11 protein-coding genes are annotated in these 14,993 nt (G+C 66.4%); 8 read left to right on the top strand and 3 right to left on the bottom strand.

Annotated features, from left to right (window positions below):
• The first annotated feature begins 7 nt into the window (after positions 1 to 7).
• From nirB to AC07VH_RS08545, 6 genes are all read left to right on the top strand, one after another.
• The gene (nirB, locus tag AC07VH_RS08570; RefSeq protein WP_494787219.1) at positions 8 to 2,560 is read left to right on the top strand and encodes a nitrite reductase large subunit NirB; all 2,553 of its coding nucleotides are present in this window, start codon (positions 8 to 10) and stop codon (positions 2,558 to 2,560) included.
• A gap of 3 nt (positions 2,561 to 2,563) precedes the next feature.
• A complete protein-coding gene (gene nirD, locus AC07VH_RS08565) occupies positions 2,564 to 2,926 on the top strand; it encodes a nitrite reductase small subunit NirD (RefSeq protein WP_489630463.1) in 363 nt (120 codons plus the stop codon).
• Positions 2,923 to 4,149 carry an NAD(P)/FAD-dependent oxidoreductase gene (locus tag AC07VH_RS08560; RefSeq protein WP_489630464.1) on the top strand — a complete coding sequence of 409 codons (1,227 nt, stop codon included), beginning with the start codon at positions 2,923 to 2,925 and terminating at the stop codon, positions 4,147 to 4,149. Before nirD ends, AC07VH_RS08560 begins: the two co-directional genes overlap by 4 nt.
• 22 nt (positions 4,150 to 4,171) lie before the next feature.
• The gene (locus AC07VH_RS08555) at positions 4,172 to 6,841 is read left to right on the top strand and encodes a molybdopterin-dependent oxidoreductase (RefSeq protein WP_494787218.1); all 2,670 of its coding nucleotides are present in this window, start codon (positions 4,172 to 4,174) and stop codon (positions 6,839 to 6,841) included.
• A 63-nt stretch (positions 6,842 to 6,904) separates the two neighbouring features.
• Complete coding sequence (gene cysC, locus AC07VH_RS08550) at positions 6,905 to 7,435, top strand: adenylyl-sulfate kinase (protein ID WP_494787217.1); 531 nt, start codon at positions 6,905 to 6,907, stop codon at positions 7,433 to 7,435.
• Positions 7,435 to 9,435 (top strand): diguanylate cyclase domain-containing protein, encoded by a 2,001-nt coding sequence (locus AC07VH_RS08545; protein WP_494787216.1) that lies wholly within the window; start codon positions 7,435 to 7,437, stop codon positions 9,433 to 9,435. Before cysC ends, AC07VH_RS08545 begins: the two co-directional genes overlap by 1 nt.
• 3 nt (positions 9,436 to 9,438) lie before the next feature.
• On the opposite strand, the gene AC07VH_RS08540 is transcribed toward AC07VH_RS08545, so the two are convergent.
• The 3 genes from AC07VH_RS08540 to AC07VH_RS08530 form a co-directional block, all read right to left on the bottom strand.
• Positions 9,439 to 10,356, bottom strand: coding sequence for a pyridoxal-phosphate dependent enzyme (locus AC07VH_RS08540; protein ID WP_494787215.1), 918 nt, complete (start codon positions 10,354 to 10,356; stop codon positions 9,439 to 9,441).
• 85 nt (positions 10,357 to 10,441) lie between these two features.
• Complete coding sequence (locus tag AC07VH_RS08535) at positions 10,442 to 10,945, bottom strand: MarR family winged helix-turn-helix transcriptional regulator (RefSeq protein ID WP_475414054.1); 504 nt, start codon at positions 10,943 to 10,945, stop codon at positions 10,442 to 10,444.
• 354 nt (positions 10,946 to 11,299) lie between these two features.
• Positions 11,300 to 12,058 (bottom strand): DeoR/GlpR family DNA-binding transcription regulator, encoded by a 759-nt coding sequence (locus AC07VH_RS08530; protein ID WP_193316641.1) that lies wholly within the window; start codon positions 12,056 to 12,058, stop codon positions 11,300 to 11,302.
• 226 nt (positions 12,059 to 12,284) lie between these two features.
• Between AC07VH_RS08530 and glpD the strand changes: the two genes are divergently transcribed.
• Positions 12,285 to 13,823, top strand: coding sequence for a glycerol-3-phosphate dehydrogenase (glpD, locus tag AC07VH_RS08525; RefSeq protein WP_494787214.1), 1,539 nt, complete (start codon positions 12,285 to 12,287; stop codon positions 13,821 to 13,823).
• Between the two features lie 74 nt (positions 13,824 to 13,897).
• On the top strand, positions 13,898 to 14,992 hold the full coding sequence (locus AC07VH_RS08520) for an ABC transporter ATP-binding protein (protein WP_494787213.1): 1,095 nt from the start codon (positions 13,898 to 13,900) through the stop codon (positions 14,990 to 14,992).
• The last annotated feature ends 1 nt before the right edge of the window (position 14,993 follow it).

Below are 14,993 nucleotides of genomic sequence, written 5' to 3'. Positions count from 1 at the left end.
GAGAACAATGAACCACCCCTTGAACATCGTCGTCCTCGGCCATGGCATGGTCGGCCACAAATTCCTCGAACGCCTGGCCCTGGACAACGCGCCGCACCTGTCCGTGACGGTCTTGTGCGAAGAGCCGCGCCCCGCCTACGACCGGGTGCACCTGTCCGAATTTTTCAGCGGAAAGTCGGCTGAGGACCTGTCGCTGGTGGCGCCCGGCTTCTTCGACAAGGGCAACGTCGTCCTGAAGCTCAATGCGCGGGCCGTGTCCATCGACCGCGCGGCGAAAACCGTCACGGCCAGCACGGGTGAAGTGCTGGGCTACGACAAGCTGGTGTTCGCCACCGGCTCCACGCCGTTCGTGCCGCCGCTGCCGGGCAAGGAGCGCGATGGCTGCTTCGTCTACCGCACCATCGAAGACCTGGAAGCCATGCTGGCCTGGGGCGGAAAGTCAAAAACGGGCGTGGTGATCGGCGGGGGACTGCTGGGCCTCGAATGCGCGAAAGCCTTGCGCGACCTGAAACTCGACACCCACGTGGTGGAATTCGCGCCGCGCCTGATGGCCGTGCAGGTGGATGAAGGCGGCGCGCGCGTCCTGCGCCGCAAGATCGAGGAACTGGGCGTGACCGTGCACACGCAAAAGAATACGCTGGCCATCGTTGACGGCGAATCAGCCACGCACCGCATGCAGTTCGCCGACGGCAGCCACCTGGAAGCGGACATGATCGTCTTCTCGGCCGGCATCCGCCCGCGCGACGAACTGGCGCGCGCCTGCGGCCTGGAGGTGGGACCGCGCGGCGGCATCGCCATCGACGACAGCTGCGTCACGTCCGACCCGGACATCTATGCCATCGGCGAATGCGCGCTGTGGGGCGGCCTGGTGTTCGGCCTGGTGGCGCCCGGCTACGAGATGGCGCGCATCGCTGCCCGCCACCTGTTGCAGGAGGAGGGCGAAGCGTCGTTCAAGGGCGCCGACATGAGCACCAAGCTCAAACTGATGGGCGTGGACGTGGCCAGCCTGGGCGACCCGCACGGCAATGCGCCGGGCAGCCGCTCCTACCAGTTCATGGACGAGCGCAAGCAGATCTACAAGAAGATCGTCGTTTCCGACTGCGGCAAGTACCTGCTGGGCGGCGTGATGGTGGGCGACGCCAGCGAATACGGCACGCTCTTGCAGATGATGCTCAACAAGATCGAGCTGCCCGAGTTCCCTGAATTCCTTATTCTGCCGCAGGCGGACGGCCGGCAAAAGGCGGGACTGGGCGTCGACGCCTTGCCCGAGGCGGCGCAAATCTGCTCGTGCAACGACGTGTCGAAAGGCGCGCTGTGCGCGGCCGTCGCCGGGGGCGCCACCACCATCGGTGCCCTCAAGAGCTGCACAATGGCCGGCACGGCCTGCGGCGGCTGCGTGCCCCTGGTGACGCAGATCATGAAGGCGGAAATGCAGAAGCAGGGTCTGGCCGTCAACAACCACGTGTGCGAACACTTTGCCTACTCGCGCCAGGAACTGCATCACCTGGTCCGCGTGGGCAAGATCCGCAGCTTCGGCGAACTGCTGGCCGCGCATGGACAGGGCCTGGGCTGCGACGTGTGCAAGCCCGTGGCGGCGAATATCCTGGCGTCTTGCTGGAACGATTTCGTGCTGTCGCCCGTGCACGCCAGCCTGCAGGACAGTAACGACTATTTCCTCGGCAATATCCAGAAGGATGGCACGTATTCCGTCGTGCCCCGCATGCCGGGCGGCGAAGTGACGGCCGACGGTTTGATCGCCGTGGGCATGGTGGCGAAAAAATACGGTCTCTATACGAAGATCACGGGCGGCCAGCGGGTCGACCTGTTCGGTGCGCGCGTCGACCAGTTGCCCGCCATCTGGGAAGAGCTGATCGCGTCCGGCTTCGAATCGGGCCACGCCTACGGCAAGTCGCTGCGCACGGTCAAATCCTGCGTCGGTTCCACCTGGTGCCGCTATGGCGTGGCCGACAGCGTGGGCTTTGCGATCCAGCTGGAAAACCGCTACAAGGGCTTGCGCACGCCGCACAAGATCAAGTTCGGCGTGTCCGGCTGCACGCGCGAATGCGCCGAGGCGCAGGGCAAGGACATCGGCCTGATCGCCACGGAAAAAGGCTGGAACCTGTACGTGTGCGGCAATGGCGGCATGAAGCCGCGCCACGCGGAATTGCTGGCGTCCGATCTGGACGAAGACACCCTGGTGCGCTATGTCGACCGCTTCCTGATGTTCTACGTGCGCACGGCGGACCGCCTGCAGCGCACCAGCGTGTGGCGCGACAATCTCGAAGGGGGCCTCGATTATCTCAAGCGCGTCATCATCGACGACAGCCTGGGCCTGGGCGCCGAGCTGGAAGCGGACATGCAGCATGTGGTCGACACCTATGCCTGCGAGTGGCAGGAAGCCGTCTCCAATCCCGCCGTGCGCCAGCGTTTCCGCCATTTCGTCAACAGCGGGAAGAACGATGAAAACGTGGTGTTCGTCGAAGAGCGGGGCCAGATCCGGCCCGCCACCGAGATGGAACGCCGCAGCACCGTCATCCCCATCCTTGCCGTGGAGGCGTGAGCCATGAATGCAATGAATGAATTGAACAGCACCAGCGCCGACAACTGGGTGGCCATCTGCCCCCTGACTGACATCGTGCCCGACACGGGCGTGTGCGCGCTGCTGGGCGGCCGCCACGTGGCCGTGTTCCGCGTCGGCGATGCCGCGCCGCGCGTGTACGCCATCGACAATGTCGACCCGAACGCGGGCGCTTCCGTGCTCTCGCGCGGCCTGGTGGGCAGCATCGGCGAGCGCGTCGTGGTAGCGTCGCCGATCTACAAGCAGCACTTCGACCTGGCCAGCGGCGAGTGCATCGAAGCGCCTGAACACTCGGTCGCCGCCTGGCCGGCGCGCGTGTTCGGCGGCATGGTGTGGGTGGCCATATGAACACCGCCGCACGGCCGTCTTTAGTCGTGGTCGGCAACGGCATGGCCGGCATGCGCACGGTCGAGGAACTCTTGAAACTCGCGCCGGACCTGTACGACATCACCGTGTTCGGTGCTGAACCGCACGGCAATTACAACCGCATCCTGCTGTCCCCGGTGCTGGCCGGCGAAAAGACGGTGGACGACATCATGCTGCACACGCGCGACTGGTATGCGCACAACGGCATCACCCTGCACGCGGGCGACCCCGTGGTACACATCGACCGCCAGGCGCGCACGGTGCAAGCGCTGTCCGGCATCGAGGTGCGCTATGACCGCCTGCTGCTGGCCACCGGTTCCACGCCCTTCATCGTGCCCGTGCCGGGCCACGAGCTGCCCGGCGTGATCGGTTTTCGCGACATCGACGACGTCGACACCATGCTGCGGGCGGCGCGCCAGCACCGCCACGCGGTCGTCATCGGCGGCGGCTTGCTGGGACTGGAAGCGGCCAACGGCCTGCAGCGGCAGGGCATGGACGTGACGGTGGTGCACATGAGCGGCGCCCTGATGAACCAGCAGCTCGACGCGCCCGCATCGATGTTGCTCAAGTCGGCGCTGGAAGCGCGCGGCCTGCGCTTCCTGATGCAGGCGCAAACGTCGGCCATCCTGGGCCGCGCCCGCGTGGAAGGCGTGCAGTTTGCGGACGGCAGCAGCATTCCCGCCGACCTGGTGGTGATGACGGCCGGCGTGCGCCCCAACATCGCGCTGGCGCAGGCGGCCGGCCTGCACTGCGAGCGGGCCATCGTCGTCGACGACTGCCTGCAAAGCTACGATCCGCGCGTGTACGCCGTGGGCGAATGCGTGCAGCACCGGCGCGCCACCTTCGGCCTGGTCGCGCCCATCTGGGAACAGGCGCGCGTGTGCGGCGCGCACCTGGCCGGCGCGGGACACCGCCGCTACGTGCAGCAAGCCAGCGCCACCAAATTGAAAGTGACGGGCATCGACCTGTATTCGGCCGGCGACATCATCGGCGGCGAGGGCAGCGAAGACCTGGTGCTGCGCGATCCGAGGCGTGGCGTCTACAAGCGCCTGGTGGTGCAGGGCAGCCGCCTGGCCGGCGCCGTGCTGTATGGCGACGTGCAGGACGGTCCCTGGTATTTCGACCTGATCCAGCAGCGCCGCGACATCAGCAAGCTGCGCGCCCATTTATTGTTTGGCCAGGCGCTGTGCGCCCAGGCCGCCTGACAGCGACCAACAGGATACCCCCATGACCACTTGCACGCCCGTGAAAACCACTTGCCCGTATTGCGGCGTCGGCTGCGGCGTGGAAGCGACACGCCTGCCCGACGGCGCCATCCGCATCGCCGGCGACGCCAGCCATCCGGCCAACCTGGGCAAGCTGTGCGTGAAAGGCTCGGCCTTGGGCGACACCCTGGGCCTGGAAAACCGTTTGCTGCAGCCGCAGGTGCGCGTCGACGGCGTGCTGCGGCGCGCTTCCTGGGATGCCGCGCTGGATCAGGTGGCCGGCGGCCTGCGCGCCATCATCGACGAGCACGGCCCCGACGCCGTCGCCCTGTACGTCTCGGGCCAGCTGCTGACGGAAGATTATTACGTGGCCAACAAATTCATGAAGGGCTACGTGGGCAGCGCGAACATCGACACCAATTCGCGCCTGTGCATGTCGTCGGCCGTGGCCGGCCACAAGCGCGCGTTCGGCGAGGACATCGTGCCCGGCTGCTATGAAGACCTGGAACTGGCGGACATGGTCGTGCTGGTGGGCTCGAACACGGCCTGGTGCCACCCGATCCTGTTCCAGCGCATCGCCCGCATCCGCGAAAGCCGGCCGGAGATGAAGCTGGTGGTGATCGACCCGCGCCGCACGGCCACCTGCGAGCTGGCCGATTTGCACCTGCCCGTGAAACCGGGCACGGACGTGTGGCTGTTCAACGGCTTGCTGTGCTACCTGGCGCAGCAAGGCGTGGTCAATGACGCTTTCGTCACGCGGCATAGCGCGGGACTCGACGAAGCGCTGGCGGCCGCCCATGCGGACTGCGGCGACCCCTTGCAGGTGGCGCGCATCTGCAAGGTCGACCCGCAAGCCTTGCTGGCGTTTTACCAGGCGTTTGCCGCCACGCGCAAGGTCGTCACGGCCTTTTCGCAGGGCGTGAACCAGTCGTCCTCCGGCACGGACAAGGTCAACAGCATCATCAACTGCCACCTGGCGACGGGGCGCATCGGCCAGCCCGGCATGGGGCCGTTCTCGCTCACGGGCCAGCCGAACGCCATGGGCGGGCGCGAAGTGGGCGGCCTGGCCAACATGCTGGCGGCGCATCTGGAACTGGATAATCCGCTGCACCGCGAGACCGTGCAAACCTTCTGGGACTCGCCGCGCATGGCGAACAAGCCTGGCTTGAAGGCGGTGGACCTGTTCCACGCGATCGAGGCGGGTAAAGTCAAAGCCGTGTGGATCATCGCCACCAATCCGCTGGTCAGCATGCCGGACGCCGACCAGGTGCGCCGCGCGCTGGCCAAATGCGCGCTGGTGGTGGTGTCGGACATCAGCGCCGGGTCGGACACGAACGCCCATGCCGACGTGCTGCTGCCGGCCCTGGGCTGGGGCGAGAAGGACGGCACAGTGACGAACTCGGAGCGCCGCATCTCGCGCCAGCGCGCCTTCTTGCCGGCGCCGGGCGAGGCGCGCGCCGATTGGGACGTGCTGTGCGACGTGGCGCGGCGCATGGGTTTTGCCGGCTTCGATTTCACGGCGCCACAGGCCATCTTCGACGAACACGCGCGCCTGTCCGCGTTCCGCAACGCGGCAGAGACGGCGCGGCTGTTCAATCTGTCGCACCTGGTGGCGCTGAACGCCGCGCAGTACGACGCGCTGGCGCCGCAGCAGTGGCCGCAGGGCCGGGCGCGGCTGTTCGGCGACGGCCGCTTCGCCCATGCGGACGGGCGCGCGCGCTTCGTGCCGACGGCGCCGCGCGCGCCGCGCAACGTGCCCGACGAAGATTATCCGCTGATCCTGAACACGGGCCGGGTGCGCGACCAGTGGCATACGATGACGCGCACGGGCAAGGCGGCGAAACTGTCGGGCCACGTCGCCGAAGCGTTCATCGACATCCACCCGCAGGATGCGCTGCTGTACAGCGTGCGCGAGGGCGAACTGGCGCGCATTTCCAGCGCCTGGGGCGCGATGGTGGCGCGCGTCGTGCATGGCGGCGGCATCGCGCGCGGCCAGGTCTTCGTGCCGATCCACTGGAGCGACGCCAACGCGTCCGATGCGCGCGTGGGCGCCGTCGTCAATCCGGTCGTCGATCCCGTCTCGGGCGAACCGGAATTCAAGCACACGCCCGTGCGCATCGAGCAGTTCCGCGTGCACTGGCATGCGTTTGTCCTGAGCCGCACGCCTTTGATTCTCGACGGCGTGGCGCACTGGACGCGCATCCAGGGCGAGCAATTCCTGCGCTACGAACTGGCGGGCCGCCAGCGCATCGATGATCTGGGCGCCTGGGCGCGCGCCTTGCTGGGCGTCACGGACGACAACGCCGACTGGCTCGATTACGCGGATGCCAGCGCCGGCGTGTACCGCGCCGTGCACCTGGAGGAGGGGCGCATCGCGCAATGCGTGTATGTCTCGCCCCGTCCCGACCTGCCGTCGCGCAGCTGGCTGGCGGGCCTGTTTGCGCATGCGCAGATGGATGCGCTTGATCGCGCCGGCGTGCTGCTGGGCCAGCCCATCGGCAAGGGCATGGATGCCGGGCCCACCGTGTGCTCGTGCTTTGGCGTGGGGCGCAACACCATTTGCGCGGCCATCGTGGAACAGAAGCTGACCACGACGGCCCAGGTGACGGCCTGCGTCAAGGCGGGCGGCAATTGCGGTTCCTGCGTGCCGGAGATACGACAGTTGCTGCTTGAGGCCCGCAGCGCGGCCTGATCATCTGTCCTTTCCCGCGCGGCTTTGTTATATTGCCAGCTCTACAAGGGGAGAGGCGATGCGATGACAAAAGGACAACATGACACGGTGTGGCTGACGGGCTTGAGCGGGGCCGGCAAGTCCACCATCGCCGATGCGCTGGCGCGCCAGCTCAAGGCGCAGGGGCGCGCCGTGGCGGTGCTCGACGGCGACCAGCTGCGCCATGGCTTGAACCGCGACCTGGGTTTTACGCCGGCAGACCGGCATGAAAACATCCGCCGCACGGCCGAAGTGGCGCGCCTGATGAACGGGGCGGGATTGACCGTCATCGCCGCCTTCATTTCGCCCTACCGCGCCGACCGGGCCATGGCCGCCGCCATCATCGGCGCAGCGCATTTCATCGAAGTCCACGTCAGTACGCCGCTGACCGTGTGCGAGGCGCGCGATCCCAAGGGCCTGTATGAAAAGGCACGCGCGGGGCAGCTGGCGCAATTCACGGGCATTTCCGCGCCCTATGAAGCGCCGCTGGCGGCCGCGCTGACCCTGGACACGGGCACCCTGGCGCTGGACGAGTCGGTCGCGCGCATTTGCCGGCTTTTGCAGCAGCGCCAGTGATGAGCTGGCGAAAACGGCTGCGCCGGCGCCTGCCGGCCAGCCTGAAGGCGCGCATGAGCGTGGTCGTCTTCCTGCTCGTGCTCGCTGCCGTGGCGTCGCTGGCGCTGGCCACCCTGTCCGTGGCCGAACGGGGCATGCGCGACGTGACGGGGCGCCAGCAGTACGTGTCGCTGGCCAGCGCCGCCGTCTTCATCGACGAGGAACTCGGCGCGAAGCGCAACGTGCTGCGCGCCATCGCCGACAGCCTGGCGGCCGGCGGCGCGCACGACGGCGCCAGCCTGCAGCGTTTCCTGGCCGCGCAAACGGTGCTGGGCAAGGAATTCTATACGGCCGGCGTGGTCGGCATCGACGGGGCCGTGCTGGCCAGCGTGAGTCCCTTCAAGCCGCAGGCGGGGCTGAACGTGAAGGGCCGCTCTTACTTTGAACAGACGCTGGCGACCCGGCGCTCGGTGATCTCGGCGCCGCTCAACGGCAGCATTTCCGGCATGCCCCTGGTGGTGGTGACGCAACCCGTGTTCGACGCGCACGGCGCCATGCGCTATGTGCTGGCCGCCAGCGTCAACCTGCGCCAGCCCGATTTCCTGGGCCGCCTCGGCGCCCTCAAGCCGGGCACGGGCGGCTACCTGTACATCATGACCGGCGAAGGCATCATCGTCGAGCATCCCGACAAGTCGCGCATCATGCAGCATATCGAGGCGCATGGTCCCATCAGCGTGCCCACGCGGCGCGCCTTGCAGGGTTTCGAGGGCTGGCTGACGGGCACCACCACGCAAGGCGTCGATGCGCTGTTTGCCTACCACCGCATCGCCTCGACGGGCTGGATACTGGCGTCCGTGTATCCCATGCGCGACGCGTTCGCGCCGCTGCACGCCATCCGCAGCAAGATCCTGTTGGCCGCCGTGCTGCTGGCGGCGCTGGCGGGCCTGGCCGGCTGGCGCGTGGTGCTGCGCCTGTTGCAGCCTCTGGAGCGGCTGCGCCGCCATGTGCATGAAATCCGCCGCCAGCGCCTGGGCATCGAGGCGCTGCAGATCGGGCGGCGTGACGAGATCGGCGACTTGAGCCGCGATTTTTACTCGCTGGTGGCCGAGCGCGAAATCGCCGAGGCGCAGACGCGCGACAGCGAGCGGCGCCTGAAGCTGCTGACGGACCACGTGCCCGTGGTGATCGTCTACATCGACCGCGAGCACCGCTACCAGTTCATCAACGCGACGTTTGAAAAATGGTTCGGCAGATCGCGGCGGGAAAGCATGATGCAGTCGATCCGCGAGGTGCTGGGCGAGGAAGCCTACCAGCTGCGCGAGCAATACCTGCGGCGCGCCTTCGCGGGCGAGGAGGTCGACTATGAATTTACCATCGGCGGCGACGGAGACGCAGGCCAGCGCGCCTTCCAGACCAGTTACGTGCCCGATGTGGGCGAGAGCGGCGCGGTGGAAGGCGTGTATGGCCTGATCCACGAAATCACCAAGACCAGGGCCGTGCACACGGCGCTGCAGTTCGCCGCCGCCACGGATATCCTGACGGGCATCGCCAACCGGCGCCGTTTTGACGAGCAGCTGGAATTGAGCATGCAGCGCACGCGGGCAGCACGCGCGCCGATGGCGCTGGCGTATCTCGATATCGACCGTTTCAAGGCCATCAACGACAGCCTGGGGCACAAGGCGGGCGACGAGGTGCTCAAGGAGTTCGCCGCGCGGCTGGTGCGCAGCGTGCGCGCCAGCGACCTGGTGGCGCGCCTGGCCGGCGATGAATTCGTGATCATTCTCGAAGGCGTGAACGGCGCGGCCGAAGTGCGCCAGATCGGCGCCAAGATCGTCGAGGCCATCCGCCAGCCGTTTGCGCTGGCCGGCGGCCCGCTGCCGGTGACGACCAGCGTCGGCATGGCCATCTTCCGCGAGGGCGCGCTGACGCCGGCGCAGTTGCTGGACCTGGCCGACCAGGCCCTGTACGTCGCCAAGGGACAGGGCCGCGACGGCGTGGCGCTGCGCGAGGCGGCGCCGTAGCGACTACAGGGTGGCGCTCCAGTGGTCGAGCTGCTGCGTGGTGGCCGTCACGCCGCCGCAGACGATGACGAGCACATTGCGGTAGGGCGCCAGTTCCGGCGCCTTGCCGTAGACGGCCGCCAGCGCCGCGCCGCAGGCCGGTTCCACCACCAGGCGCTGGTCGGTGATGAAGCGCTGGCAGGCGTCGACGGCGGCACGGTCCGACACCACCACGCTGTGCAGCAGGCGGGACTGGCTGATGGCGTATGCCTGCGCGCAGACCTGGCGCGCGGCCAGCGAGGTGGCGATGCTGCTCACGGCCGGCAGGGCCACGTGCTCGCGCGCGGCCACGGCCGCCGCCAGCGAGGCGGCGCCTTGCGTTTCCACGGCCACGATGGCCACGTCATCCCAGCCGTTGCGCTGCAAGCCCTCGGCCACGCCGGCCAGCAGGCCGCCGCCGCCCACCGACAGCACGACGGCGTCCGGTTTCAGGCCAGCGCGGGCCACTTCATCGATCATGCCGGCATGGCCCTGCCACAGCAGCGGGTCGTCGAACGGGTGCAAAAAGGCGTCTTGCGGCGTGAGCATCGATTGCGCCAGCGCGTTGGCTTCCTGCCAGGCGGCGCCGTGCACGATGACTTCGGCGCCTTCCTGGGTGATCAGGGCCTTGGCCCGTTCGCTCGTCGTTTCCGGCACGACGACGATGACGGGAATGCCCAGCTGGCGTCCCGCATAGGCGACGGCGATGCCGGCATTGCCGCCGGAAGAGGAAACGAAGCGGCTGGCGCCGCGCCGCGCGTATTCTTCGCAGGCGAGGCCGATGCCGCGGATCTTGAAGGAGCCGGGCGGCTGCAAGGCTTCGAGCTTGAGCCAGATGGCGCGTTCGCTGTGCAGGCTCAGGGCGCGCGAGTTGAGCAAGGGAGTTTCGATGTGCAGGGCCATGCGTGTTCCTGGTAAACAGTCAGGCCAGCATCATAGCCGAAGCGCCCGTGCCACCGCCTCACCCTTGCCCGGAATATGGCGGCAGCTAGTTCAGCGGCGCGCTCTTGAGCTGATGCGTGCGCGCCACTTCCTTCATCGCCTCGAGCAGGTCGTCGCGCAGCTGGCGCGGCAGCTTGCCGAAGAATTCCTCGTCGTTCTGGTCGGCCATCTCGGCCAGCACGGGCACCAGCGCCTCGCCTTCCGTGGTCAGTTCGATCGAGTGCTGGCGGCGGTCGGCCAGCAGGATGGATTTGCTGACCATGCCCTTGCTTTCCAGGCGGTCGATCAGTTTCGACACGGCGCCCTTGCTCATGCCGGACACTTGCGCCAGCACCGTGGGCGAGGTGCAACCCAGGCGGAACATTTCGCGCAGCACCACCCATTCGGATACCGTCACGCCATTGGCCTCGGCTTTTTTCTGGAAGCTGTGGGAAACGTGGTTGGAAACGAAACGCAGCCAGTAACCGAGATGGGCTTCCAGCTCGCTGACGGGGACGCTGTTGGGATGGGCGGCTTGCGGCATGGCGGCCGTTTCAAAATTATGGCTCATTTCTCTTCCTTCACTGGGCGGCGTTGCCGGCATGGTTAAGGCCTTCACGCTTGCTGTCGAGTGGTTTGTTTGGGAACAATCGTCGTGCTTGAGGTATTTCTAACACTGTTTTCACAGGAAATCACTTACCGGCAAAAAGTTTTTCCTTTTTTCTTGCTCTGTATGGATAAAAAGCAATATCAAGCAAATAATCGTATTGCTAGCGAGGAAGATTAAAAAAATAACTCATGTTGCATCAATGGTAACAGCATTTTGGAGAATTGATAAATATTTCATATCATTCTGTATGCTGGCCAACACACGGCGTATTACCCACGCGACAGCGCGAGGTTTTCCTGCAGAAATGCGGTCCCTTCAGGCCAGCACCACCTTCACGCCCGCTTCGCGCAGTACTTCGGCAAAGCGGGGCGGCGGCGGCGCATCCGTAAACAGGATGTCGACTTGCGCCAGGTCGGCCAGACGCACCAGGGCCTTGCGGCCGAATTTATGCTGGTCGGCCACCAGCCACACTTCGCGCGACTGTTCGATGATGGCTTGCGCCACTTTGACCTCGCGCGCGTCGAAGTCGCGCAGGCTGCCGTCCTCGTCGATGCTGGAAATGCCGATGATGCCGATGTCGACCTTGAACTGGCGGATGAAATCGATGGTGGCTTCGCCGACGATGCCGCGGTCGCGCCCGCGCACCACGCCGCCGGCCACGATGACTTCGCAGGCGGCGTTGTCGGCCAGGATGGCGGCCACGTTCAGGTTGTTCGTCACCACGTGCAAGCCCGTGTGCCGGCCCAGCGCGCGCGCCACTTCCTCGGTCGTCGTGCCGATATTGATCAAGAGCGAACAGCCGTGCGGCACCTGCGCGGCGACGGCGGCGGCGATGCGCCGCTTGGCGTCGCTGTTGAACACTTGCCGCTGGCTGTAATCGATGTTTTCCACGGACGAGGGCAAGCCGACTCCGCCGTGGTAGCGGGCCAGCAGGCGCGCTTCTTCCATCTGTTTGACGTCGCGGCGCACGGTCTGCGGCGTCACGTCCAGCTGCTGCGCCAGCTCCTCGACGGACATGGTGACCTTCTGGCGCACCACTTCGAGCAGGCGGCGCTGGCGGGGATTCAAAATCATGGGCTTGTCTCTTTAAAAAACACAAACGAACAAAAACGAACAAATAGTGATAAAAATATGTTGCTATCGATTCGCAATCTGGCGTATCTTATCCATATTGCATTCGAATTACAGCTGTATTGATCTTAACGACAGTCGCCGGCGATGCCTAGTCTTTCCTCGCCGGCCTTTCCCTGACAGACACGGAGTCCCGATGGCCGCAGCACAGCAAGGTGTGGAGACAACGATGACATGCGACGTGCTGGTGGTCGGCGGCGGCATCAATGGCGCCGGCATCGCGCGCGACGCGGCCGGACGGGGCTTGTCCGTGGTGCTGTGCGAAAAGGACGACCTCGCTTCCCACACCTCGTCCGCTTCCACCAAGCTGATACACGGCGGCCTGCGCTACCTCGAATACTATGAATTCGGCCTCGTGCGCAAGGCGCTGATCGAGCGCGAAGTGCTGCTGCGCTCGGCGCCGCACATCATGTGGCCCTTGCGCTTCGTCATGCCGCACGCCCAGGGCCAGCGCCCCGCCTGGCTGATACGCGCCGGCCTCTTCCTTTACGACATGCTGGCGAAGCGGGAAATCCTGCCTGGCTCGCAGGGCATCGACCTGGCGCGCCACGCGGCCGGCACACCGTTAAAACCCGAATTCAAGCGCGGCTTCGTGTATTCCGACGGCTGGGTCGACGATGCGCGCCTGGTGGTCCTGAACGCCATCGACGCGGCGGACAAGGGCGCGACCATCCTGACGCAGACGCGCTGCACGGCGCTGCGTCGCGACGGCGCGGGGGCGGACGCTTCCTGGCTGGCCACCTTGCGGCAGGACGATGGACGTACACTGGCCGTGCGGGCGCGCAGCGTCGTCAATGCGGCCGGACCGTGGACGGCCGAGTTCCTGCAGCAGGCGTCGCCGGGCGGACAGGGCCGGCATTTGCGCCTGATCAAGGGCAGCCATATCGTCGTCAGGCGATTGTTCGAGCATGATCATGCCTACATCTTCCAGCATCCGGACGGGCGCATCGTGTTTGCCATTCCGTATGAGCACGATTTCACCCTGATCGGCACCACCGATCTCGACTACCACGGTGACACTGGCAAGGTGGAAATCGATGACGAGGAAATTCGTTACTTGTGCGAGCTTTCCAGTTACTATTTCAGCAAGCCCATTCTGCCGGCCGACGTGGTCTGGACGTATGCGGGCGTGCGGCCGCTGGTGGAGGACGCGGCGGCCGACGCCAAGGCCGTCACGCGCGATTACCGCTTCGAGCTGGACCGGGAAGGGGCGCCGCTGCTGAGTATTTTCGGCGGCAAGATCACCACGTTCCGCAAGCTGGCGGAGGAAGCGCTGGATGTGCTCGCACCGTTGCTGGCGCCGGAGTCAGGCAATGCGCGGCCGGCCTGGACGGCCAACGCCTGCCTGCCCGGCGGCGACGTCTTCGGCAGCACGCCGCAGAACCGGTCCGTGCGCGAGTTCGGCCAGTTCGTGCAAGGCTTGCAGCGCGACTATGCGTGGTTGCCGGCGGCGCTGGTGGCGCGCTATGCACGCGCCTACGGCACGCGCATCCACGTGCTGCTGGCCGGGCGGACGGATGTGGCGGCCATGGGCGAGGAAATCGCCGCCGGCCTGTACGCGGCGGAAGTCGATTATCTGCGGCGCCACGAATGGGCCGTCAGCGCGGCCGACATCCTGTGGCGGCGCTCCAAGCTGGGCCTGCACCTGCCGCGCGAGACGGCGGGCACGCTCGACGCCTGGCTGTTGCAGCATCCGTTGTCGTCGTAGGCAGCACACGTTGGCGACCGCACCCCGCAGAGGGCGCGGCGAAGAATAAGAACACATCACTGGAGGAGAAGCGCGTGCAACTGGTACTGGACAAGATCAGCAGGAAGCAGGGGGCTGACGACTTTTTATATCCGATGTCGCTGGCATTGGTGCCGGGCGCCATCAACGTCTTGCTGGGCACCACGCGTGCCGGCAAGACGACCCTGATGCGCGTAATGGCGGGCCTGGACAAGCCCAGCGGGGGCACCGTCACGGCCGATGGCGTCGACGTGACGGGCGTGCCCGTCAGCAAACGTAACCTGGCCATGGTGTACCAGCAATTCATCAATTATCCGGCCTTCACCGTCTACGATAATATCGCCTCGCCCTTGCGCTTGCGCAAGGTGCCCGAGGAACAGATCCGCGCGAAAGTGCTGGCGCTGGCCGAGCGCCTGCACATCACACCCTACCTGCAGCGCACGCCGGGAGAATTGTCCGGCGGGCAGCAGCAGCGCACGGCGCTGGGGCGCGCGCTGATCAAGGATGCGTCCTTGCTGCTGCTCGACGAACCCCTGGTCAACCTCGACTACAAACTGCGCGAGGAATTGCGCCGCGAATTGACGGAACTGTTTTCCAGCGGCAGCACGACGGTCGTGTACGCGACCACGGAACCGCTGGAAGCGCTGCAGCTGGGCGGCCACGTGGCCGTGCTGCACGAGGGACGGCTGCTGCAGCAGGGGCCGACCCTGGACGTCTTCAACGCCCCCAATTCCATTGAGGTGGCGCGCACCTTCAGCGACCCGCCGATCAACCTGATCCCCGCCCGCGTGAGCGCCGATGGCGTGGCGCAGGCGGCCGACGGCCTGTCGATACACCTGAGCAGCGCGCAGCGCGCCCGCCTGGGCGACAGCACGGAGGTGATCCTCGGCGTGCGCGCCCACAGCCTGCATCTGTCACCGCAGTCCGAGGGCGACGTGGCCATCGCGGCGCAGGTGGACCTGGCCGAAATCAGCGGCTCGGAAACCTATGTGCATGCGCGCCGCGGCGACTTGGCCCTCGTGGCCCAGCTGGGCGGCGTGCACAATCTGGAGATCGGCAGCGCCTGTACCGTGTATTGCCAGCCGCATGCCTTGCTGATCTTCGCCGACGATGGCGGGCTGCTGTTCGCTCCTGTGCAAGGAGGGGTGTGAC

It is taken from the genome of Janthinobacterium sp. GW821-FHT03C10 (genome assembly GCF_059420865.1).
Note: the sequence above shows the minus strand (reverse complement) of the source record. Positions and strands in the feature narration are given on the sequence as shown.

Excerpts from the sequence above, each read along its gene's own strand:
- nirB (WP_494787219.1), top strand. The coding sequence starts at position 8 with ATGAACCACCCCTTGAACATCGTCGTCCTCGGCCATGGCATGGTCGGC.
- nirD (WP_489630463.1), top strand. The coding sequence starts at position 2,564 with ATGAATGCAATGAATGAATTGAACAGCACCAGCGCCGACAACTGGGTG.
- AC07VH_RS08560 (WP_489630464.1), top strand. The coding sequence starts at position 2,923 with ATGAACACCGCCGCACGGCCGTCTTTAGTCGTGGTCGGCAACGGCATG.
- AC07VH_RS08555 (WP_494787218.1), top strand. The coding sequence starts at position 4,172 with ATGACCACTTGCACGCCCGTGAAAACCACTTGCCCGTATTGCGGCGTC.
- cysC (WP_494787217.1), top strand. The coding sequence starts at position 6,905 with ATGACAAAAGGACAACATGACACGGTGTGGCTGACGGGCTTGAGCGGG.
- AC07VH_RS08545 (WP_494787216.1), top strand. The coding sequence starts at position 7,435 with ATGAGCTGGCGAAAACGGCTGCGCCGGCGCCTGCCGGCCAGCCTGAAG.
- AC07VH_RS08540 (WP_494787215.1), bottom strand. The coding sequence starts at position 10,356 with ATGGCCCTGCACATCGAAACTCCCTTGCTCAACTCGCGCGCCCTGAGC.
- AC07VH_RS08535 (WP_475414054.1), bottom strand. The coding sequence starts at position 10,945 with ATGAGCCATAATTTTGAAACGGCCGCCATGCCGCAAGCCGCCCATCCC.
- AC07VH_RS08530 (WP_193316641.1), bottom strand. The coding sequence starts at position 12,058 with ATGATTTTGAATCCCCGCCAGCGCCGCCTGCTCGAAGTGGTGCGCCAG.
- glpD (WP_494787214.1), top strand. The coding sequence starts at position 12,285 with ATGACATGCGACGTGCTGGTGGTCGGCGGCGGCATCAATGGCGCCGGC.